Annotated in this window: 24 protein-coding genes and 1 pseudogene; 12 read left to right on the top strand and 13 right to left on the bottom strand. The window is 42.4% G+C overall.

What is annotated here, in order from left to right; translation table 11 throughout:
• Window positions 1–181 precede the first annotated feature (181 nt).
• Both B1L02_RS04560 and B1L02_RS04555 read left to right on the top strand, forming a co-directional pair.
• A complete protein-coding gene (locus tag B1L02_RS04560; protein WP_088530099.1) occupies window positions 182–946 on the top strand; it encodes a YdcF family protein in 765 nt (254 codons plus the stop codon).
• Between the two features lie 145 nt (window positions 947–1091).
• Window positions 1092–1463: a hypothetical protein gene (locus B1L02_RS04555; protein ID WP_010370869.1), complete on the top strand. Its 372-nt coding sequence runs from the start codon at window positions 1092–1094 to the stop codon at window positions 1461–1463.
• Window positions 1464–1545: 82 nt separating this feature from the next.
• Here the strand turns inward: B1L02_RS04555 and B1L02_RS04550 are convergent, their stop codons facing one another.
• The 5 genes from B1L02_RS04550 to B1L02_RS04530 form a co-directional block, all read right to left on the bottom strand.
• Window positions 1546–3171, bottom strand: a complete 1626-nt coding sequence (locus B1L02_RS04550) for a methyl-accepting chemotaxis protein (protein WP_088530098.1) — start codon at window positions 3169–3171, stop codon at window positions 1546–1548.
• A 216-nt stretch (window positions 3172–3387) separates the two neighbouring features.
• Window positions 3388–3579 carry a hypothetical protein gene (locus B1L02_RS04545; protein WP_088530097.1) on the bottom strand — a complete coding sequence of 64 codons (192 nt, stop codon included), beginning with the start codon at window positions 3577–3579 and terminating at the stop codon, window positions 3388–3390.
• A gap of 39 nt (window positions 3580–3618) precedes the next feature.
• Entirely contained in the window at window positions 3619–3786 is a 168-nt protein-coding gene (locus B1L02_RS04540) for a DUF1328 domain-containing protein (protein ID WP_010378934.1), read from the bottom strand.
• Between the two features lie 10 nt (window positions 3787–3796).
• The gene (locus B1L02_RS04535; protein ID WP_010378930.1) at window positions 3797–4243 is read right to left on the bottom strand and encodes a PA2169 family four-helix-bundle protein; all 447 of its coding nucleotides are present in this window, start codon (window positions 4241–4243) and stop codon (window positions 3797–3799) included.
• Window positions 4244–4408: 165 nt separating this feature from the next.
• Complete coding sequence (locus B1L02_RS04530) at window positions 4409–5293, bottom strand: mechanosensitive ion channel family protein (protein ID WP_088530096.1); 885 nt, start codon at window positions 5291–5293, stop codon at window positions 4409–4411.
• Between the two features lie 236 nt (window positions 5294–5529).
• On the opposite strand from B1L02_RS04530, the gene B1L02_RS04525 reads away from it, so the two are divergent.
• The 5 genes from B1L02_RS04525 (at window position 5530) to B1L02_RS04505 (ending at window position 8135) form a co-directional block, all read left to right on the top strand.
• On the top strand, window positions 5530–6093 hold the full coding sequence (locus B1L02_RS04525; RefSeq protein WP_088530095.1) for a BON domain-containing protein: 564 nt from the start codon (window positions 5530–5532) through the stop codon (window positions 6091–6093).
• Between the two features lie 59 nt (window positions 6094–6152).
• Entirely contained in the window at window positions 6153–6728 is a 576-nt protein-coding gene (locus B1L02_RS04520) for an outer membrane beta-barrel protein (RefSeq protein ID WP_088530094.1), read from the top strand.
• Window positions 6729–7127: 399 nt separating this feature from the next.
• Entirely contained in the window at window positions 7128–7457 is a 330-nt protein-coding gene (locus B1L02_RS04515; protein WP_088530093.1) for a hypothetical protein, read from the top strand.
• Between the two features lie 2 nt (window positions 7458–7459).
• Window positions 7460–7897: a hypothetical protein gene (locus tag B1L02_RS04510; protein ID WP_088530092.1), complete on the top strand. Its 438-nt coding sequence runs from the start codon at window positions 7460–7462 to the stop codon at window positions 7895–7897.
• Window positions 7881–8135 carry a hypothetical protein gene (locus tag B1L02_RS04505; RefSeq protein WP_088530091.1) on the top strand — a complete coding sequence of 85 codons (255 nt, stop codon included), beginning with the start codon at window positions 7881–7883 and terminating at the stop codon, window positions 8133–8135. The genes B1L02_RS04510 and B1L02_RS04505 overlap by 17 nt, the downstream gene beginning before the upstream one ends.
• 28 nt (window positions 8136–8163) lie before the next feature.
• Here the strand turns inward: B1L02_RS04505 and B1L02_RS04500 are convergent, their stop codons facing one another.
• The 6 genes from B1L02_RS04500 to B1L02_RS04475 form a co-directional block, all read right to left on the bottom strand.
• Entirely contained in the window at window positions 8164–10116 is a 1953-nt protein-coding gene (locus tag B1L02_RS04500; RefSeq protein WP_088530090.1) for a response regulator, read from the bottom strand.
• A gap of 110 nt (window positions 10117–10226) precedes the next feature.
• On the bottom strand, window positions 10227–10676 hold the full coding sequence (locus B1L02_RS04495) for a response regulator (RefSeq protein WP_088530089.1): 450 nt from the start codon (window positions 10674–10676) through the stop codon (window positions 10227–10229).
• Window positions 10666–12150: a sensor histidine kinase gene (locus B1L02_RS04490; RefSeq protein ID WP_088530088.1), complete on the bottom strand. Its 1485-nt coding sequence runs from the start codon at window positions 12148–12150 to the stop codon at window positions 10666–10668. The genes B1L02_RS04495 and B1L02_RS04490 overlap by 11 nt, the downstream gene beginning before the upstream one ends.
• The gene (locus tag B1L02_RS04485; protein ID WP_088530087.1) at window positions 12147–12362 is read right to left on the bottom strand and encodes a histidine kinase; all 216 of its coding nucleotides are present in this window, start codon (window positions 12360–12362) and stop codon (window positions 12147–12149) included. The genes B1L02_RS04490 and B1L02_RS04485 overlap by 4 nt, the downstream gene beginning before the upstream one ends.
• Window positions 12363–12377: 15 nt before the next feature.
• On the bottom strand, window positions 12378–13781 hold the full coding sequence (locus tag B1L02_RS04480; RefSeq protein WP_088530086.1) for a sigma-54-dependent transcriptional regulator: 1404 nt from the start codon (window positions 13779–13781) through the stop codon (window positions 12378–12380).
• Between the two features lie 83 nt (window positions 13782–13864).
• Complete coding sequence (locus B1L02_RS04475) at window positions 13865–15475, bottom strand: diacylglycerol kinase family protein (RefSeq protein WP_088530085.1); 1611 nt, start codon at window positions 15473–15475, stop codon at window positions 13865–13867.
• A gap of 360 nt (window positions 15476–15835) precedes the next feature.
• On the opposite strand from B1L02_RS04475, the gene B1L02_RS04470 reads away from it, so the two are divergent.
• Both B1L02_RS04470 and smrA read left to right on the top strand, forming a co-directional pair.
• Window positions 15836–16075 carry a hypothetical protein gene (locus B1L02_RS04470; RefSeq protein WP_088530084.1) on the top strand — a complete coding sequence of 80 codons (240 nt, stop codon included), beginning with the start codon at window positions 15836–15838 and terminating at the stop codon, window positions 16073–16075.
• A gap of 94 nt (window positions 16076–16169) precedes the next feature.
• Window positions 16170–16751 carry a DNA endonuclease SmrA gene (gene smrA / locus B1L02_RS04465; protein ID WP_088530083.1) on the top strand — a complete coding sequence of 194 codons (582 nt, stop codon included), beginning with the start codon at window positions 16170–16172 and terminating at the stop codon, window positions 16749–16751.
• Window positions 16752–16778: 27 nt separating this feature from the next.
• On the opposite strand, the gene B1L02_RS24985 is transcribed toward smrA, so the two are convergent.
• Together B1L02_RS24985 and B1L02_RS04460 are read right to left on the bottom strand one after the other, a co-directional pair.
• Complete coding sequence (locus B1L02_RS24985) at window positions 16779–16913, bottom strand: hypothetical protein (RefSeq protein ID WP_010378895.1); 135 nt, start codon at window positions 16911–16913, stop codon at window positions 16779–16781.
• Window positions 16914–17080: 167 nt separating this feature from the next.
• A complete protein-coding gene (locus tag B1L02_RS04460; protein ID WP_088530082.1) occupies window positions 17081–18007 on the bottom strand; it encodes a 2-hydroxyacid dehydrogenase in 927 nt (308 codons plus the stop codon).
• 116 nt (window positions 18008–18123) lie between these two features.
• Between B1L02_RS04460 and B1L02_RS04455 the strand changes: the two are divergent.
• The 3 genes and pseudogenes from B1L02_RS04455 (at window position 18124) to B1L02_RS04445 (ending at window position 22579) form a co-directional block, all read left to right on the top strand.
• Window positions 18124–19844: pseudogene (locus B1L02_RS04455) on the top strand (GNAT family N-acyltransferase).
• An 82-nt stretch (window positions 19845–19926) separates the two neighbouring features.
• Entirely contained in the window at window positions 19927–20409 is a 483-nt protein-coding gene (locus B1L02_RS04450) for a TlpA family protein disulfide reductase (protein WP_088530081.1), read from the top strand.
• A 106-nt stretch (window positions 20410–20515) separates the two neighbouring features.
• Complete coding sequence (locus B1L02_RS04445) at window positions 20516–22579, top strand: TonB-dependent receptor plug domain-containing protein (RefSeq protein WP_088530080.1); 2064 nt, start codon at window positions 20516–20518, stop codon at window positions 22577–22579.
• The last annotated feature ends 1 nt before the right edge of the window (window position 22580 follow it).

Below are 22580 nucleotides of genomic sequence, written 5' to 3'. Positions count from 1 at the left end.
CCTTGCCTACATGGATGTAGGTACCTTCGCGATAGCAGGATGCGGTCACGGGGTTATCGACAGGATTTTCTCGCCTCAAAATAGCTCACTGAATGAAGCAAATTAGTATTACACACATTTCTACAATTCCCTTCTCATGCTAGCATTGCGTTAGGCTTATCTATATCTAAGGCATGTTTAAATGTTTGAAGTCAAAAAGGTTATCGGCCAACTTCTGATGCCGTTACCGTTATCTTTAGTGGTGCTTATGGGGCTTATGCTTTTTCTCGCCAAAATGCGTAAAGGGCCTTATATCACAGGCTGGTTTGTCTTACTGAGCACATGGGGATTATCGACTCCTTACGTTGCGCAACACGTTATCGAGTGGGACACAGGCACTCTCACCGCATTTAATCCAAACCAGCACAAAAACATAGACAAAATTGTAGTACTTGGCTGTGATTTATACCCAGATAAATCCCTCCCCAGCAATGCCCAGCTTGGCAGCTGCGGTTTAGCTAGATTAGTTGAAGGCGTAAGACTTGCTAGTATTTACCCAAGATCCCAGCTATATGTCTCAGGTTACGGCTACGGCCAAGCAACGAGTGCGGGACTCATGGCAAAAACAGCACTGAGCTTAGGTATTTCAGCTACACGTATTAAGCAAAATCCCAATGCCAAAGACACCGCGGACGAGGCTAAAATGCTAGCACCTTTGTTAGTCGATTATGACGTTGCGCTAGTCACTTCGGCTTCGCATATGAAACGCGCAAAAAACCTCTTTGAAGCACAAGGCATAGAAGTGTTCTCTGCCCCGACGGAGTTTTATAACTTCAAGCAATATCCGCTGAGCCGGCAGTTTATCGCGAACCATAAGGCCTTAGAAGTTGTAACCCGGATTTGGCATGAGCAACTTGGTAGTATGTGGATCACGATCCGTCGTGTTATTGATCCTGAGGCACTTTAAGCGTCGAAAAAGACACCAAAATCAGGCTAAAGTTCGATAAATTGGCACTGAAAAACGTAAAAAATTGAAAATTTGCGCAAATATGGGTATAAATAGAGTTTAATCTTAACCCGCGTATCCGCGTACAACACGACTAGGATCTACGATGAGTAAACTAGATAAAACTGAAGTACTAAGCGCTTTCGAAGCTGCGTACGAAGCTGCACATGGCAAAAAGCCTGAGATCACTGCAAAGCCAGGTTGGTATAGCATCGATGGTGGCAAAAACATGCGTCTTGCTGAGGTAGCTGAATTAACAGAAGAGCTAACTTCAGGGTCAGCTGTAGCAAGTGAGAAAACGCAGGCGCCTGCCAAAAAAGCGAAAACGACTAAGAAAGCGCCTAAGGCTGCAGCAGTAAAATCGGCAAGCTTTACTATCGTTACAGAAAACGAAGAAGGCTTTAAAGCGGAAGAGCAGTGGATTGCTGAACTAGCAGCAAAAGATCATGACTGCCGCTTACCTCGTGGTGTTGTGTAATATCCGTTGGTGTAACAACAACTCCAGAAATAAAAAAACCTCGTAATGACGAGGTTTTTTTATTTCTTTAATTTTGATATTACTAAACTTTAAACACTAGCACTTGGCTATTTAGTTGCTCAGCCAGCGCTTCTAAGTCATTACTCACATCGGCATTACTCTGTGCATTTCGAGTAATTTCAGAAATACTACTGCTGAAATCGTTAATATTTTCACTGATTTCCGCAACCACCGTTGTTTGCTCTTCCGTTGCCGTTGAAACCTGAATGTTCATACCAACGATTTCATCTACCGCCTTATCAATATCGGTCATTATTTGAGCTGACTCGTTGGCCCTATCTACTCCTGCCGCTGCACTCGACTGCACATTCTCCATCGACGATACCGCATTTTGTGCCATGCCCTGTAGCTTACTGATCATATCTCGGATAGATTCCGTGGCTTTTTGCGTATTATGTGCCAATTGCCTGACTTCGTCGGCTACAACCGCAAACCCTCGGCCTGATTCCCCCGCTCTTGCCGCTTCTATTGCAGCGTTTAATGCCAGAAGATTTGTTTGTTCAGCCACTCCTTGGATCATTAACACGACTTGGTTGATCTCATTCGATTGGTCATTTAACGCTTTAATTAACTGCGCGTTATCACCTACTTCACTAGCAAGGCGCTCAATGGCTTGAATATTTTGCGAAATAACATCCATTCCTTGTTTCGCAAGCTTACCTGACATCTCGGCTTTGTTTGCGGTATTCATCGCGTTGTGCGCGACTTCTTGTATCGCACTGCTCATTTCTGTTGCCGCGGTTGCAATCATCACTGTTTGCTGCTCTTGCTCTTGTGAAGTGCCCGCAATCGACTGACTAATACCATTCAGCTCATTAGACGTAGTAGAAAGGCTATTCACGATTGTGACAAGATTGGTAACTAGCTCATGCAAGCTCGACACCATGGTATTGAAGTCATTCCCTATCTGGCTTAACTCATCTTGTCCCTCAACTACCACTCGTTGTGTTAAATCTGCATCTCTTGCAATATTGCCAATACGCATACGCAAGCGGCTAAGCGGTTCATTAATAGACCTAAATATCAACATGCCAATGAACAGCATGACGATCACAATAACAACAGAAGAGATAATCATCGCCGTTTTTGTCGCACTAGCCTCAGAATGGCCGACGTTCCGAAGCGCGCTCGCCTCAGTAAGTTGTAACTCAATTAACGCATTGTAACTTTCGCTAAGCGGATCGAAAGCCGCATAGAGATCATGTACAAATTTATCGTAAGGAATTTCTTCAAAGGTATTTGCGTTTACAAGACTCGTGTAGTTGGTAAGTAATTGCTTGACGCTGAGCTCTGCTTTTTCAACTTGCTTTACTAAGCTTCGCTCTTCGCTCGTAAGGTCAGTGGATAAATATCGATTCCATTCTTTTTCCGCGATATTCTTAGCTTCTTCGATTTGCTTTAACGCGGCACTGTTGGATAATTGATGGCCTCGTAGCTTGTGGAAAGTATCCACAATAACTACCGCATAGTTATCTGACACCACTTTTATTTGTCTAAGCGGTACAACTCTGTCGTCATAAATACGGTCAATGTAGTTGATAAGGTTTGATAAAGTTCCGATTGTGAAGATGGTTGCAAGAATAAAAAACACAGCAGGTATGCCTGAAAGCGACAACAATCTGCTTTTAACTGAAACCCTATTTAGCATAGTCTGATTTCTATTGAGTAAACATAGAAACAAAGTATTACTCAAAGTTCATAGATTACAATCTTAATTGCAAATTAAGCAACGTGGTCTTGATGTGCATCATATTTCTTTTCTTTGCCCATTATTTTTTAGAGTATTGATTTTTAACCCTATTACAAAAAAGAGGAGAAGCTTTTTTGCTTCCCCTCTTTTATTCCACGTCGAAATTGCTTTCGCTTAGCACTCTTCGTTTTCAGCGTTCATGTTCTCTTTTACGTCTTCACAGGCGTCTTCTACGCTGTTTTCAACTTCCTGAACCGTTTCATCGAAACGCTCACCCGCATTTTCTGCTGGGCCTTCACTACAACCGAAAAGTGCTAAAATTGAAACAAAACCAAATGCTTTTGCTAATGTGATTGCTGATTTCATAATCTATCTCCTAAACCGTTTTTGTACGTTAAATCCCTTTTACCTGGGAGCTCGTGCTTTGCCAAAAATAAACGAAATAATCATAAAGGCGATAAACACAAAGAATAGAATTTTCGCCATACCTGCCGCAGCGCCCGCGATTCCAGTGAAACCTAACACGGCTGCGACAAGTGCTAGGAATAAAAACATTACAGCCCAACTCAACATAATATTCTCCTTAGGCAGTTAGCTCTTGCAACTGCTTCATTTGATCGTGACAAGCTTGCATCCTGGTTTGAATTTGCAGTAATACACTCTTGCATTTAGGTGGAAGATCTTTACTTAGTGCTTTATCAAGCTTGCTTAACACTTTGTCTTCCACTTCCTCTAGCTGAGAAATATAGGTGTGCTCTTTGTCAGTGCTCACCATTCCAACCAACTTGGTGTACGATTCACGAATATCGATGCTAAGCGCTGAATCGGTCTCGATTTCACCTTCGTCGATAAGAACAAATGGTTGTAGATCTGAGATTGCTTGCGCTTTATCTACAATCATTTGGTCAAATACGCGGTTTAGTTCGATATTATCTAGCTTCTTTTTAGCCTCGGTGTAAAAATCAACACCACCATTTAATACTTTAATGAGCTCTTTTACCGGCTCCATGTCGTAATTTGAATCTGCCATAAATAACTCCTTTCGTTGCGATATTTAATATATGCGTTTTGCAAATATTGTTTTCTGTCCCTTTCACTGATGCAGATTAAATGCCAGATTATAAACCACTATTTTATAAGGATTTTTAATCTAAACACTTACAGAGCGGTGAAAATATTACAAACTAGGTGTAAATTATTCCTGTGATAATTGCGCACTTAAGGTCTTGCTCCCTTTGGCATTGAAGTCCAAAGTCCTAATTGGGAAAGGAATCAAGATATCGTTATCAGCTAACACACGGTTAATGGTGCAAATTGCTTTGTGCCTGACCAGCATAAAGCCAGGATCAGCAGGATAGTCTATCCAAAACCACACTAATAGATTAATAGAGCTGTCACCAAAAGACTCTGCATAAACGTCCGTTTCCTTCTGGTTTACTACGAAATCAAGCTTATTAATTGCATCAACAATCACCTCTCGGGCTTCCTCTGGGTCATCTGCGTATGAGATGCCAACTGGTACTTCTATTCTTCGCTTACCAAGCTTAGTGTAGTTTTGTAACTCATTCTTAAAGAGAATCTTGTTGGGAATGTAAGACAGCTGGCCGTAAAAATTTTCTACTAAGGTATTCCTCAAATTGATTTTGCTTACCGTGCCAAAGCAATCCTTAGTTCTTATGATGTCACCGACCATAAAGGGTTTTCTGACTCCCATCACAAATCCAGCAATGAGGTTCTCTGTCATATCTTGGAATGCAAAGCCAATGGCAAGCCCTATGATCCCCGCTCCAGCTAACAGTGACATCACGGCTCCCGATAGCTTGACTATATCTAAAGCAAAGAAAATCCCAATGGCAATAATAGAGACTTTGAATATAGAACTAATAAGAGAAGCAACTTGTTCTGTCTTTATTGCTTTTTTAATCGCTTTAGAAAACCAAACTGATGATATTTTAGCCAACACCGTAAAAAAGATGAGTATCATTAAGGCTAGGATCATATTAGGTAGTAATTGCACACCAGATTCAAGCCAAGAGATTAACTTGTCATTAATTAACGTCCAAAATTTGTCTAAATTCATAATCACACATTCCTATATAAGTAATCGACAACATGAGAATGCAGTAATCATTCCTAATAATATTAATTAGTCGTTCATAAAAAAGGTAATTATTACAAAGTAATGTACACACTTTCTCTGTAAATTCTTCCTTAGAATTTACAGAGAAAACAAAAAGCCATTAATTTTCAATTAGTTAAATTCTGGCACAACAGCTGCAATAGATAACTCGACTACGAAATTAAAGGAGTTTAATCATGAAAAAGACATTAATCGCAACTGTACTTGTATCTTCACTTACTACTGCTTCAGCATTTGCTGCTGATAACTCTTGGGAAAAAGAAGCAAGTGACGCTTGGATCGACGGTAAAGCAGAAGCAACGCTACTTTTCAACGGTGAGCTAAACAACTTCGACATTAACACAGACGTAAAAAATGGTGTTGTAGTGTTAACCGGTGAGGTTGAGCACTCGGTAGATAAGAAGTTGGCTGAAGAACTTGTTTTAGGTATCGATGGCGTAAGAGACGTTAAAAACGAGTTGACTATTGTCAATATGTCAGACGAACGTAAAAAAGAGCGTAATTACGAAAGCGATAGCGGCTTTACTGACGCAAAAATCGCAACCGTAATTAAGTCACGCTACCTATTTGATACAGATGTAGACGGTACTGATATCGATGTTGATGTGGAAGGTTTAGTCGTAACACTAAACGGCCACGTTGGTAGCGAGGCAGAGCGTGATCTTGCTGTTCAAATCGCGAAAAACGCTAACGACGTTAAAGATGTCAAAGATAACCTTCGCATTACTACAAAATCATAAGCGATTTTGACTCGAGGGGGACTCCCCCTCCCATACTTATATTGATTTAAGGAGTAAAGATGAAACAATTAACTATTGCCGCTGCGCTACTAGCCTCTCTTGGCCTTGCATCTACCGCTGCTCACGCGGAGTCTAATTTTGGACTAGATGATTATAAAATTTACACGGGTATCGGTTACGGCCAATACTCTTTCCAGTGGGAAGATCGTGAGAACGACACATCGTTCGACGATGATTCTTCTATGTTGAAGGCTTATGTGGGTACAAAAATCAACCCATATTGGAGCTTTGAACTTGCCTATGAAAACTTCGACGAAGCGAGTGACATTGACAACTCTGCTGAAATCGACGGTATTTCTTTATCTACGCGTATATCAGCCCCACTAAATGAGCATTTCTCAGTTTATGCAAAAGGTGGTTGGCTTGAATGGGATGCAGATATCTACGCTGATATTCCAGCTGTAGGTCGTGTTTCATCTAATCTTGAAGGTGGCGACTGGCTATACGGCGCCGGCGTTGAGTTCCACCTTAATGAAAGCATTAACATGCGTTTAGAATATACACGCTATGAACTTGAAGACAATATTGACCCAGATATGGACGTTGCTGCTGTCTCTATCGAATATCAGTTTTAAGCAGTGATTTTGGCTCTATAGTAGCCTCCCAATTATTTCCCCTTTGACTCAGTCCTGGCTCTTCCACGAAGAGTCTGGTTTTGGCGCTACCACTTGGTAGCGCCTTTTTTTGCTTCTCGTGTATTGCTTTTTAGAATTAACAATATAAGTTTCCTTCCTATTTCCACTTCCGACAAAAAACAAACTAGAGGTGAGTTTGGTATTCAGATATCGGGATGGCGCCAGTCAATTTTACAAATGCCATACCCTGTAGGTTCTGCTATGTAACATTTACACCCTTCGTATCGCATCTACCGACCCATAATAAAGGATGTTTTTAAGATATTGATATTAATGGATTTTTAAGTTGGCAAAGGGTTTGCAACTAATACAGTGAACTAAACGAATAAGGAGTAGTTTATGAGTAACCAAGCAAATCAAACACAGACAAGTAATACCACTAAACCACAGTCAAATGGCCATGACTCTAGTCATCCTGTTACGGATCAAATTGCTGATACATTGCATGCGTCAGTAGATTCACTACACGCTTCAGCGTCTCGCACTGAAACCTCATTGCGGGAAAAAGGTCATGACTCAAGCGAAGCCATTGGTGCCAAACGTAAGGAGTGGGAACGCGCGTGGAATACTTCAGGCGTGAAAAAGTATGCAACAGAAAACCCAGTAAAAACGGCTGGTATCGCATTTTCACTCGGTATGTTGGCAACTATGCTGTTAAGGAATAAGTAACCATGCAAGACCAAGCTCAAGTAAGAGACCGTCAAGCAGCAGCTCACGAGCGCACTCCAGCGCTCGCTGAGCTCAAAGATTCAGTGTCTCTATTATTTAACAGTTATCAGCAGATCGCAGAAGCACAACTAAACCTATTAGGTGCCAAGTTTAGAGCTAATCTAAAAACCTTATGTATTGCGCTCGGATTAATTCTATTTTCTTTGATCTTAACGGCGATGGTGTGGGGAAGCTTGCATGTGTTATTTGCTTATGCATTAACCTACGCGGGGCTAAGCTGGTTCATTTCGGCAGGCATAGTACTGACTATCAATATTGCGATGATTTATTACCTAATCATCACAGGACTCAGGCTCTTCAATAATAGCATTAACGACTTGACGTCTGGTTTTTATACACCAGTCGCGAAACAGGAGGCTAGTAATGACGAAGCTCGCTGAGTTCATCACTGACAAGTTGCACCAAGAAGTCGTCGTTGAGAAGAAAAAGCTCATTAACGCTAAACATCTTAATCAACTTACCCAAGTTAAAGCCAAAAAGGTATTCACTGGCGCGATTAGTTCACCTCAGGGATTGGGTTTCGTATTTATGTTCGGTGCGCTTAGCGCTAAATATGGCAAGTTTGGCGCACTAAGAAAAATCGTACTGTTGCAAAGAATAGCTCAAGGTATCATTTAATTCCTTGAGCCATTCTTTTAATCTCCACCTAAACCAGCTTTTCTTTGACTTCTTTCAGATCCACCAGTGTAATAGGCTTTAATAACACTTCATCTACTTGCGACTCGGCCAATTTTTCCGGCTCAGGATCGAAACCACTAGCGATCACGATATGCTGACTGGGATCTTGTGCTTTTATCTCTCGCGCAAGCGTAAGTCCTGACTTATCAGGCAGACCTATATCCAGTAAAATCGTGTCAAAGCGCTCAGAACCAACAAAATGCTGCCAACAGCTTTGCGCACTATCAGCCGTAACCACATTCACTTGCAGTGAATTAAGCAGTAGCTTGAGAAGGTTGCGCGTATCGGCGTCGTCTTCTACCACTAAAAACTGCAAAGCACCGATAGCTTGCTCTGCATCGTCCCTAGACGTTACTAACCCGTCACTCAAGTAGAGTTCTAAACATTCTCCGAATTCAGAGACATTGACAGGTTTGCTCATCATATCGCTAAAACCAAGCGCCATTAGCTCTTCTTTTGTGCCTTTTTGAGCTGCTGCTGTCAGTGCGACAACGGGTAAGTCAATACCACGCTCTCTGAGAGCAACTATCGTGTCTCGGCCATCCATTCTCGGCATATGCAAGTCCATAAGGATTAAATCATATTTATCTGGGTCATCCTTAAGCATCGCGAGCGCTTCAATGCCATCGCCCGCAATTTCAGCGGTTGAGCCGGTTTGACCAATCAAAGTGCGCAATAACATCTGGATCTCACTAATGTCTTCAACGATAAGGATATGTCCTTTCAGATCAGATGGGAACGAGTTATCGGTCGCACTTTGGGTCTTATCTAGCATCAGTGGCGCAAGGGTCATTTCATCGATAGTATCAAGGTCAATACTAAACCCAAATTCACTCCCCTCTCCCAAGGTCGACTCAACCGCAAGCTCGCCTCCCATCAACTTAATGAGTGCGGAGCTAATAGCCAAACCAAGACCGGCACCTTCGTCTGTGCGAGTCGTGACGTTTTGCACTTGTTCAAAAGGCTTAAATATACGTTTAAGCTTCTCGCAAGGAATACCAATACCTGTATCAATCACCTTGAATTCAAGTTTTGCATCCGCTTGTAATGTGATCTCGACCTTCACAAAACCGGAGCTCGTAAACTTAATCGCATTATAAATAATGTTGATGAGTACCTGCTTTAATCTCGTCTTATCTACTTTTACATCCTGCGGCAATGGCGTTTTAGCCTCGATACTAAAACTCAAGCCTTTCTTAGCAGCGGCCATTTTAAACAAACTAAATAAGTCACTTAGAAAGCTATTTAAACACGTGCTCTGCTTATTTAGCTGTAATCGGTTTTCATTTAACTTTGATAGATCGAGCACATCGTTTAACAAGTTAAGTAAGTGCTCGCTATTATTATTGATTATAGATAACTCGGGCTTAACGTTCTGCAGCTCCTCTCGAGAAAGGAGGAGATTGGTGTAACCTAAGATAGAAGTTAACGGCGTTCTCAACTCATGGCTTAAATGTGCCAGAAAGCGGTCTTTTGCACGACTGTCAGATTCTACCCGCAATCGCTCTAAACGCTCACGTTCAAGCTCTTTGCGGGCCAAAGCATAGCGAATGGAACGAATAAATCGTGCACTGCTGATCTCTGACTTGAGAACGAAGTCTTCGGCACCCGCTTTAAGGGCTTCGTTATCCAACACTTCATCTGATTGCCCTGTCAGCATGATTATCGGCGTATGAACCTGTCTTGCTCTGGCTTCTTTTAACACACTCAAACCAGTTTGCGGGCCTAATTGATAATCTAATAAGCAAAGATCGAAGCCATTACTCTCGAGTGCTTCTAGGGCTTGATGGTATTGGCTTTGCCAAACGAGGTTGAATTTAAAGTTAGGGATAGACTGTAAATAATCTAAGGTTAAAATATAATCGTCTTCGTCATCTTCAATGAGTAGCACATTGACTTCACTGACTGACTCCTTTCTCATACTGGTCTCCGAAAATGAAGTGATACTAATTCGTTTAGGTCGTCACGTTAAGTTGAAAAAATATGGGACAATGGGATGAGATAGCGCTTGCTTGTACAAGCGCCATAGGATTAATTCGGAAGTTCTACTATTTCAATCCAGTACTTGCCTAAATGCTTCATCAAATCGACTAAGCCATCAAAATCAACAGGCTTAGTAATGTAAGATGCGGCTCCTGAGTCGTAACCTCTTAGTTTGTCTTCTTCCTCTTTTGAGGTAGTTAGAATAACCACAGGAATAGAGCGAAGTATTGGGTCTTTTTTGATTTCTTGTAACGCTTCTCTACCATCCATTCTTGGCATATTCAGGTCAAGTAAAATAAGGTTAGGTCTTGGGTACTGCTGTTTATCAGTATACTCTCCCTCATTTCTTAAGTATTCCAAAAGCTCAACCCCATCCTTAACAAATTGAAACGCATTGAGTACTCGGCTTTCTTCTAAAGCGTCTTGCGCCAATAAGCGATCATCTTCGTCATCATCCGCCATCAGAATATGGATCGGCTGAGTTTTTTTATAGTTCATTCTTCAGTTCCTGAATAATTGGTGTTGGTTCAGCGAGTAATGTGATCGTGAATTTAGCACCTTTACCATCTTCACTGGTCGCTGAAATCGTTCCGCCATGTCGCTCAACAATGCGCCTACACACGGTTAAACCGATACCAGTACCAGCATATTTTTTTCTGTCATGCAATCGTTGGAAAGGCGAGAATATTTTCTCTGCGTATTCAACGTCAAAGCCAACGCCATTATCTTCCACTACAAAAGTATAGGCATCTTGACTCATCAATTGGCTGTTTTCAACCGCAATTGTAATAATCGGATCGCGCCCTTCTACCCTAAACTTGATAGCGTTAGAAAGTAGATTTAAAAACAGCTGATGTATTTGACTGGCATCGCATTTTATTGTTGGTAAAACGTCTAAGTTTACGGTTGCATTACTGTCGTTGACCGCAATTTCTAAATCGTCCAACACAAACTGTAAAACTTGATTGAGATCCTGCTCTTCAAAAGGCTTTGCTCTGGTGGTTACACGAGATAACTCAAGTAAGTCGGTAATGAGCGTTGACATCCGCAGCGCGGCATTTGTCATTCGAGCCAAATAATCCTTGCCTTTGTCATCTAAGTGCTCACCATAATTCTTTTCGATGCGATCGCCAAAAGCACGGATCTTTCTCAGCGGTTCTTGCAGGTCGTGAGATGCGACAAATGCAAAGTCTTCTAGCTCACGGTTACTACGATTGAGCTCTTCAGCGTAATGTTCTAACGCTTCGGTACGTGCTTGCACTTTTTCTTCTAGGTGATCGTTTGCTTTTTCTAATTCGCTCTTCGCTCTTTTTGCACTGCGCAGATTGACTACTAAAAGCAACAAAATGGCGAAAATCATCACGGCGCTCAACAAAGTAAACACCACGATATTAATTTGTGCTTCTTTGCGGACACGTTTCAGCTGATTTAGCTGAATAGTTCGAATATCTACCTCCGCAGCCATGATTTGAGTAAATTCTTCTCGTAAGTCACCACCTGATTCAGTAGCTCGGTCGAGTAGTTGAGTTTCGTTACCCACATCGGTGTTACGCGCCACTATCACCGTGCTTTGCAAGGTTTTGAACCGCTCCTTCACTCCATCGACATAAACATTGATCTTTTGTTGCTGTACGTCACTTTCTGAGCGACTCTGACCAACCCTGGCTATACTCTCATCAAGATTTTGTAATGCCTTTCTAAAGGGTGCTAAATCGCTTTCTTTATTTGAGATTAAAAATGCTCTTTGTCCAGCCTCCGCATTTAGCATCGCAATATGCAGCTGATCCAGTGACATCATTACTTCGCTGGTGTTACGGATACTCTGTTGAACTTGATTTAATTCTTTAACATTGTTAAAACCGATTAGGGCATTGGACGCAACAAGGCCAACACTCACAACCACCGCAAACCAGATAAAGTTCAGTTTATTACTTAAGTTCATGAAATAACTAAACTTTGATTCATCGTTCACTCATCATTTCCTTGCTCCACTAGCGTCTGTAACAGCTCGCTACACTCTTTGGTTGCTTTAATAATCGTATTTGCTATCTCGATTATCTGTTGTTGAGAATCAGGTTGTTCCGCAATAAGCTTGATCAACTCAGAGTTCATTGAAATTTGATTCAAAGGCTTTCGTGCATCATGTACTAACTTAGCTAGTGTGCCTTGATCATGGTGTGTCATTTTTCCTCCCCGAAATTATGACTGTGTTTCTCCCTCGTAGGCGTTTAAACGGTTGTAGAGTGTTTTTGTACTGATCCCAAGCATGCGCGCGGCCAGTGTTTTATTACCTTCTACTGATTCTAACGTGTGGTAGATCAGTTCTCTTTCCACTTCTTCTATGGTTTTACCTGGTTTCATTTCAGGCGTTGGTATTTGAATCGCGTTTGCTCTGCTTGAAGTGCCCACCTGCGGTGGAATTGGAGCGCGATTTAACTGCGCGTGTTCTACCATGCGTTTAGCCTGTGCAAAAGGTGAAGCGAAGTTCGCATCAAACACTAAGCTGTGATCGTCGTGATCAGCCATAATATAGGCACGGTGGATAGTGTGCTTGAGTTCACGAACATTACCAGGCCAGTCATATTCAACCAAACGGCTCATATCCGCCGCCTTAATCACATATTGACTGCGACCTTTTTTATTCAAACTTTGTAGAAAATGCTCGGCGAGCAATGGAATGTCTTCCTTTCTCTCTCTGAGGGGTGGGATTTGAATTGGAAACACCGCCAAACGGAAATAAATATCCTCTCGCAGTACGTCATTGGTGGCAATATCTTCAACGCTGCGATTGGTCGCCGATATTACCCGACAATTTACTTTTATTGGTTTTGTACCACCAACTCGAGTCACTGTATGCGTTTCAAGCACACGTAGCAAGTTTGGCTGTTGCTCGATTGGCATTTCGGTTAATTCATCCAAAAATAGAGTGCCATTCTCTGCTTGCTCAAATACGCCGACTTTTTGAGCATTTGCTCCCGTAAACGCGCCTTTTTCGTGACCAAACAGTTCGCTACCAATCAAATCTTTCGGGATTGCACCACAGTTTACATTAACCAAATCCCCCGTCACTGTGCTGGCATTATGAATAGCGCGGGCAAACATCTCTTTACCCACACCACTTTCCCCCATCAACATCACATTAGCATCGGTACCTGCCACACGCTCTATCATCTTATATAAATGCTTCATTTTGGCAGACTCACCCAGCAACACACCAAAATGAGCTTGACTCTCAGTGCGCTTAGTTTTGTTCTTAGAAGGGCTTAAAGCGTTTCTAAAATCATCTGCATCAACGGGCTTCGTAAGGTAATTTAGTCCGTCATGACAAAGCTGTGACAACGCTGATTTTACCGATGGATGTCCCGTTACCATTGTAATGGGTGTGCGTATCCCTGCTGTTCTTATTTCGTCTACTAAATGTAAACCGCTGCCATCTGGCAGCATAAAATCAAGAAAGATATGATCAAAACTTTGCGTTTCTAGCCATTGCCTGGCAGACGCCAAATCATTCGCCAAACACGCGTCATGGCCCAAATATTCAACTATACGACAAGCCAGCTCTGCAAAATCATGATCGTCATCTACTAATAAAACGGTTTTCAATTGAGTCCCTCTCTCAATACTCCAATAGTGTTTCCACTTTTAATCGTTATCTTATGCACACTAACTGAATGGCCGCAAAATACCTAATTCGGAACCAGTACGTTCAGTGCGTGCTTTTGGGTCACTATTTCAATACTTTTTGCACTAAGCACTTCACCATCTAGTGCAAAGTGTTGTTCTTGTTCAAATTCTATACTTATCTTTTCGCACTGTTCGGTGCGAATATTAGAAGGTTCGCCGTTTAGCTTAGGTAAAATAAGTTCGGCTACCGTAAGATTCTGCGCGCCATCCGGTTCAACCGGTAAAATAGTGATGTCTAGTTTGCCATCGTCATAGATTGGCTCTCCATGGCCTTGAGCAAGAATTGTGGTTTTTGGCGCTGCATTCGCAACAACCAGACTAACACATTCTATTTGAGATTGCTCAGCGCCATCAAAGCTCACTTTAAAATTAAGGGGCTTATTTTCACTTACCGCCTGCCAAAGGCCTCGAATATAGGCGAGTTGCCCCGAGTCATTTTTTTCTTCACGCCCGGCCTTTTCGATCATTTCCTGGCCAAATCCAATTGCCGCTGCTAGAAGTGCGGTACGACCGTTGCAGTTCATTATATCAATAGACTTAGTTTTACCCGCTAAAATAGCTTCACAGGCACGGTTGATGGGGTCTATCTTGGACATAGAACCAAGTAACACAGTCGCTAAGGAATTTGCAGTACCTAAAGGTAAAATACCAAACAGTACATCACTTTGATGAACCCCATGAGCAACACTTGCTAATGTGCCGTCACCGCCTCCTGCGACAATAATATTTGGCTGTTTTTCAGACATGATTTGTTTAGCCAAAGCTGCAACATCTGTCTCTTTCTCTGTAAAGTGAATGGATAAGTTATATTTTTCCGTAAGCATACCCACAATTTCGTTTTCATAGGAAAACCACTTACCCGAACCCGACACAGGGTTAATGATCAACGCAGCCTGTTCGCTATGGGTAAAATTTTGGCTGTGGTGCAGCTTTGTCAGCCCTTTTAGCTGATGCTTGTTTAACCTTGCCGTTTCACGGCGGTTTTGAATTTTTTCGAGTGCTTCACGAACCGTGTAATCAGAGTTGGTCGCAAGCAAATATGCCGTACAAAAGAACACTGAGCGTCCTCGGCCCAATGCACAATGCACCACGACCTTACGCTTTAGTTCATGCTGTGCCGCTATCCATGCCATGCCATGCGCTAATTGCTCTGAGGTGGGCGCTTGGTGATCTAGTACAGGAATATTGAGGTAGTGTAAGCCTTGCTGCTCTGCAGACCAGTTTAATCCATCAAATTCTGCGGTTACATCTAAGATGGCCTCAATCCCCTCCGCTTTAAGCATATCCACATCACTTGGGAATAACCGACAAGCAACAAACAAATTATCTGTAAGCGGCTGAAATGCATCAACAACATCCCTGCCTCGTTCAATCGCATTGTACAAATGCACGCATCCTAAATAAGGCCAAAATAGCCAGGTTACATACCAAGGGATCTTGCCTGTACCATGCTTTCTAAATATGTGAGGATAGTTAGTTGCATAAGCAAAAGTAACTAAAGAAATAGAGACGGTAAACCACGCAAGTGGCAGCATTAACCATGATCCTATACTGTGGATCGTGAGTGCGGCTAAACAGAGACTTGCAAACAGGTAGTACTTGAGCATTTTCATTGCCTTTCCTTAATTATTTTTGTCGCCTACGGCTTTTTATTATCGCCTTATGCGGAACTCTCTTAGATCTGTACATATGTAACTAAGTATAGATATGCGTTTCTTAATCTGCGCTGATTCATCAACTTGTTTATGATAATCATAAAGATACTTAACTATAGCTGAGGCTACTCACAAGGAAATAAAAAGTGTGTGTGGGTATTTATATTGACTTATGCAGAAGTCGTTACATAACTATTCAGCCACCATTAATCCATTAATATTTCTAATGTGAAAATCATAAAATTTATCAGTTGAATGAAGCATAAATGATCACCATAATGGCGATCCTTTAAACGTATTTGGAGAACCAAACAGACAATGGCAAACGAGCTCGACTGGCTACTTAACTTAGTATTACTTACTTTAGGTTTTGGTGCCTTTTTTATTAACCATAAAACGCTACTAAGAGTAGCTGCCGTGTGCGCATGTGGCGTACTTTTTATCTCGTTTAGCCTAGATCTGATGAACACCAGTGTAATTTCTAACCTTAGCCTGATTTTGATAAATACTTTTTATCTATTCAAAGTTTATACCTTCGGTCAACTGGAAGTTCACTAGTTCTTTGCAGTAACTAGTTCCTAGCGACTAGTTCCCTATTTCACTTCGGTACGCTAAAATCATGGCCATCATTGCTTGTTAATGGAGAAGCTGTATGGCCATGACTGATGAAGAGCTATTTTTAGCTTCAATGGGCGACGTCACTCCTCTCGCTCAAGACAAAAAAGCAGAATTACGCCGTCACAAGAACGAACCAACTATCTCGCAACTCGCAAAACGTGAGGCCGCCGAGCAAGAACTTGAGTTTGATCCTAATTACTTATCCACAGAGTACGTTGATCTATTAGATCCACACGATCTACTCGCCTATAAGAAAAGCGGCGTCCAAGATGGTGTATACAAAAATCTTAGATTAGGTAAATACCAAGTTGATGCTACCTTAGACTTACATGGCAAACTATTTCATGATGCCCGTAAAGCCTTGTTTGACTTTGTTACAGATTGCCACGCAAAAAGTATTCGAGTGTTATTGTTAAGGCATGGCATTGGTCTAAACAGTAAACCCTTTCCCGCGGTACTCAAAAGCTATACCAATAAATGGCTGCAAGAAATGCCACAAGTATTAGCATTTCACTCTGCGTTAAAATGCCATGGTGGTAGCGGCTCTACTTACGTACTACTAAGAAAGAGTGAAGAGAAAAAACAAGAAAATAGAGAGCGTCACGCTAAACGCTAAAAAACAAAAAGCCGAGTAAAACTCGGCTTATTTGCTATTTGCGGTGGGTGTCGTCCCCTGAAGTTCACTTGCACTAGCTTGATTAAACCAAGCCGATACACCTAACAAAATAACCGAAACCACAACAAGTGATAATTTCGCGCCACCTTGACTTTGCTTCATGGGTTAGACCTTTTTATTATTGTTTTTTTGTTAAATTAATGCATCATTCATAAACACTCAAGATGTTTTTTTATACAGTGGTTTACACTACCAGATACACATCCTCGTTCAATGGCGATTTGTAATTACCTGAAAAAAAACTTTTAGTTGACCTGAACTCGGGATAATTAGTAACCCTGCTTTTTCTGAACTAAATGAACGAGTGTTCTGCCCTCCTGCATCGCTAGATAGTTGTTAGCAATTTGCTGAGCAGCCGTATTCAAACTGGTTAATGCGGCAACATGTGGAGTAATACTAATGTTTGGCTGCTGCCAAAAGGCATGTGATGCAGGGAGCGGTTCTGTATCAAATACGTCTAAAATAGCCCCGCCAAACGTCTCAGCCGCTAACGCATTGAGTAAATCCGCCTCGTTAAGATGACCACCTCTTGCGACATTAATGAGTACGCAATGATCTGGCGCGAGTGCAAATAGCTGGGCGTTCAATATCCCTTTGGTATGTTCAGTCAATGGTAGAAGGCACACAAGATAATCAATGCCTGAAAGAAAAGCTGCTAGCTCATCTTGCCCACTGAAGTGCTCAATATTGTCGAGTTGTTTTGCAGAGCCGGACCACCCTTTGATGTTAAATCCATTCACGTGTAGCTTATGCGCGGCCGCAAGGCCGAGTTGGCCCATCCCCATAATACCAACCAAGCGACCTGCTCTTGCGCGCCTTGGTTTCCATATTTTCTCAGATTGGTTATCCCCGTACTCTCTAACTCTAAGCTTATGGCTTAATAGTTGGCCTAATACATATTCAGCCATATCATCCGCTAAATTTGGGTCAACGATACGCGCAACTTCTACATGTAGTGGTAACAGCTGCATCGGAATGCTATCAACACCGGCACCGTAAGAATGCACCACTTTTAAATTAGGAAGCTGTGACCATAGCGTCTCTGGCGCATTCCATGCCAGCACAAACTCGACCTCCTTTAATAAGCTAACATCATCAACGGGCCATTCAAGCAAGGTTTGCTGCGGCAACAGTGCTGCTAGCTTAGCAACTAGCTTGTCATTATTACGACCAGTAACACAAATAAGTAAAGCCATATTGTTCCTTTATTCTCGCGACACGCTATCACTGCAAAATAAATGACATACCAATGCAACATTCTTGTCATTAATAGTTTTTACTCTTGCAAAAAAGCGCCAACAGGTGATGAAAAATGATCAGTGTAGATAAAGTCATTGAAGCAAATCTTCCACAACTTGAAAACTCCCCAAAGGTAAAAGGTTTAGTAAAAAAAGGACTTGGTTATCTCTTGCATGAGCAAGAGTTTGTCGCGTTTGCTGACACCTACCCCCATTTGCAGGGGCTCGAGTTTGTTGAACAAGTGCTCGATGAGTTAGATTTTGACGCTCGCTTCAAACCAAAGCAAATAGAGCATATCCCAAGCGAAGGTCCGGTGGTGATCGTCGCAAACCACCCTATTGGCTCTTTAGATGCACTGGCACTAATCAAAGTGCTGGCGCAAGTAAGGCCTGACTTGAAGGTTGTTGCTAACCGGATGTTGATGTCGGTTACACCAATGCATCCTCTATTACTGCCTGTTGATAACCTCTCGGGAGCGAGTAAAAAGCAAGAGCTGGCAAACATTCACAAGCATTTAAAATCGGAAGGTGCGCTACTTATTTTCCCAGCAGGTGAAGTCTCTCGCTTAAGCCCAACCGGTATTAAAGACTGCAAATGGAACTCTGGCTTTTTAAGAATGGCTAAAAAAGCCAATTGCCCCATTCTACCCATTTTTATCAAAGCGAAAAACAGTCCGTTCTTTTACGGCACCAGTATGATTTATAAGCCTTTAGCCAGTTTATTATTGGTCAAAGAGATGTTTAAACAAAGGCAAAAGTCACTAGAATTTGAAATAGGCGCTAGCATTCCTCCAGAGTCTTATCTTATTGATAACCTTAAAGACAAAGAGATAGTAGCACTTATTCGCAAGCAACTTTATCGCCTTGCCAGCAAAAAACCACTGCCACTCAAAACACAAACCCCTATTGCAGTTCCAGAAAATCGTAAAGAACTGAAAAAGGCAGTGGAAGCGTGCGAGTGTATCGGTGAAACGCCCGACGGCATGCAAATATACGTTTACCAATATACCGGCAGCTCGGTGATATTTAGAGAGCTTGGACGCCTTCGAGAAATTGCCTTTAGGGCCGTGGGTGAAGGGAGTGGTAACCGTCGTGATATCGATAAGTACGATATGCACTACCACCATTTGTTGTTATGGGACACGAAACAACTTGAGCTGGTAGGTGCCTACCGCCTTGCAAGCGCCAAGCAAGTGATAGAAGAACACGGGCAAGCTGGGCTTTATACCGATAGCTTATTTTCGTACAGTGAAGCCATGGCCCCATATTTTGAAAAAGGCCTCGAACTCGGTCGCAGCTTTGTGCAGCCTAAGTACTGGGCCGCAAGAGCCTAGATTACCTGTGGTATGGGATCGGTGCATTTGTAAAGCGCTACCCAGAACACCGTTATATGTTTGGTGCAGTCAGCCTTTCAAACGCGTTACCGGATGAAGCAAAAGCCATGTTGGTATATCACTACCAACATTACTTTTCAAACCTTGAAGGTATCGCCACGCCGAACAACGAAATGAAGCTGAGTAATGATCAGCTTAACCGTTATCAACACATGTTCAGTGGCGATGACATCAAGGAAGATTTCGCAGAGCTCAAACATATTCTTGCTAATATGGGGGCGCAGGTACCCACATTATTTAAGCAATATACCGAGCTTTGCGAAGCGCAAGGCGTGAATTTTCTAAGCTTTAGTATAGATCCTGACTTCAATAACTGTATCGATGGTCTGGTACTCGTTGACTTAGCGAAATTGAAAGAGCAAAAAGCAAAACGCTACCTAGGCGACAATCCCTACGGTTAAGCTCAAATACATTGATCCGCTACAATAAAGATCGCTACACTGCGGTCTTTATTGTCGCTTACTGTTATCACGGATCATTTATATGCTCAAGCTACTTGGCCAAGCTTTCATCATTGTGCTGGTGTTTTTCGCCATCTCAGCCTATCAAGAAAGGAATATGCTTGCCGACTCGGGAGAGCAAACGGCGCCACCATTTCACCTACCCATTTTACAATCCAAGCAAACTTATTCGTCTATTCAACTTAAAGGCCAACAAAGTGTGGTGTATTTTTTTGCGCCTTGGTGCGGCGTATGTCGAGTGAGCATGCCAAATATTGATAAATTACATCAGCAAGGCAAAGTCAAGGCGGTGGCGATTGCGTTGGATTATCGTTCCACCGAAGAAGTAACAAAGTTTGTCAGCGATCTACAATTAGACATGCCCATATTACTCGGCAATCAGAACACGGCACAAGCGTATAAAGTACAGGCTTACCCTACATATTATGTACTTGATGAAAGCTTCAAAATAACCGAGCGCTCTGTAGGTTACTCATCTGAGATAGGGATCCGAGTGAGATTGTAAGAAAGCTCACTAAATCGCTTACAATTAATTACGACTCTCTGAAATTAATCAACAATTATTTCGTTTAGGCTGACGCACATCTTAAAGGATGAATAGGAAGCCGACCATGCGCCACGCCCCACACTTTACACTCAGCAAGATTTCACTCCTCGTGCTCTGCACTACCATGGCTAATCATGCATTAGCCGAGGAGGAAAAAATTGAACACATTGAAGTTGTCTACAAACGGAGCTCCGTTATTTCTGAAATTACCGAAGATGCACAAAAACTCGTAGATATGCCTGGAGCAATGGGCGATCCGCTCAGGGCAGCTTTTGCTCTACCGGGCGTTGTTGCTGCGGGTGGGTCAATGGGCGCACCTGCTGTGCGAGGCTCTTCTCCTGACGACAATATCTTTGAAGTGGACTTTATGCCAGCAGGATATATATTTCACGATTTCGGCAGCTCTATCTTCAACCGCAACACAATTCAAGACTTTCAGCTAAACTCTGCTGGATTTGGTACCAGTTACAGCAATGCCACAGGTGCCGTATTTGACGTCACGCTGCGTAATCCAAAATATCAAGATATTGCCACCACGCTAGATTTAACGATGTTTAACGCAGGTATTTTTGTTGAGGGTAAAGCGACCGAAAACTCTGCATTTTATGTGTCAGCAAGAAAAAGTACCCTACCGCTGTTTTTCAGTGATGGCGAGGAGCTTGAGGATGATGATGGCAAGCCAACAGGAGTCACCATTAACGATCCACCGGATGATCACGATTATCAAGCTAAGTGGCTGTGGGATATCAACGCAAATAACACCTTAACGGTAAATATCAACGGTGCGGAGGATTCGGTTGCAGCTGGGTTTTCGGGCGCATCAGATCTTGCCCTTAAAACCCCGGAATATCAGGGCGATGCTCGCTACATTCGTAAATTTAATAGTCAGAACGTATTGTGGGACCACTACGCCAAAGACTTACATATTCGCGCAGGCGTCGGTTATCTCAATCACCAAGCCACTATGCGCTACGGTCAACGCGCGACTTTATCTGATGGCTACTTTGAAAACTTCGAAGAAGAACAACTCAGCTATAAAGTGCGAGCCAGTTATAAACTAAACAAAGAGCATCGTGTCATTGCAGATGCCGGCTACTACGACAAAAAATCCACCTACCGCTACGATGCTTTTAACTATGTTTGCACCGAGTTTGACCCCGATTGTGATCTAAATAAAGGTGAAAGGATTAAGGGCACATCGAGTGCAGGAACAGATTCTGCCTTTATTGGAGTTAATCACGTTTGGCAATTTTCACCAAACTGGCAAAGTGAATTAGGAATAGTGGGCGAATATTATGATTACAGTGATGAGACGATTGTTCATCCGCGCCTTGCGCTCAATTACTTCTATAACGATGACACGGTGATCTCAGCCAAAGCTGGTACTTACAGCCGCATTCAAGACCTTGAATATATTTTGCCTGTAGTTGGTAACCCTGAGCTTGATGCTCAGCGTTCAACTCACTATACCTTAGGTTTCAAACAGGAGTTGGAAAATGAGTGGTCATATTCTGTCGAGACCTATTATAAAACCATGGATGACCTACCAAAAAGTGCGCCGTTATCTCAAGTAAACTACATCAATGGAACTTCCGGTACAGCCTACGGCGTTGATTTTATAGTTAACAAAAACAAAACCGATGACTGGTATGGTTGGATTGCAGTAAGCCTTGCAAAAAGTGAGCGTGAGGATGAGCTAACCGGCATTAAGCGTGACTATTATGCCGATACTCCTTTTATTCTGAATGCCGTGTTTCACTATGACTTTGGCGAAAAGTGGTCTGGAGGCTTTAACTTTACCGCTCGCAGTGGTCAAGCCTATACCCCAATTGTGGGTGTAAAAGAGAACCCTGATTTTGCGAACCGCTATTTACCTGTGTATGGCGATCCATTCTCTGAGCGTTTTGATACCTACCACCGCCTAGATATTCGCTTTGAACGCAAAACAGAATTATTTGGTCTCGATGGCAAGCTCATCTTGGAGCTGATGAATGCATATGGCCAAGATAATACTGCCTATGTTGACCTTGATTACGATAGGGTCAAATCAATCAATGATTTATATATAGAAGAGGAAAGCGATGACTTTGAAATGCGTCCCTCTATTGGCTTCAGCGTGACATTTTAAC

The sequence above is a fragment of the Pseudoalteromonas piscicida genome, assembly GCF_002208135.1.
Classification (GTDB): Bacteria; Pseudomonadota; Gammaproteobacteria; order Enterobacterales; family Alteromonadaceae; genus Pseudoalteromonas; species Pseudoalteromonas piscicida_A.
This window is presented reverse-complemented; position numbering and strand designations above follow the sequence as displayed.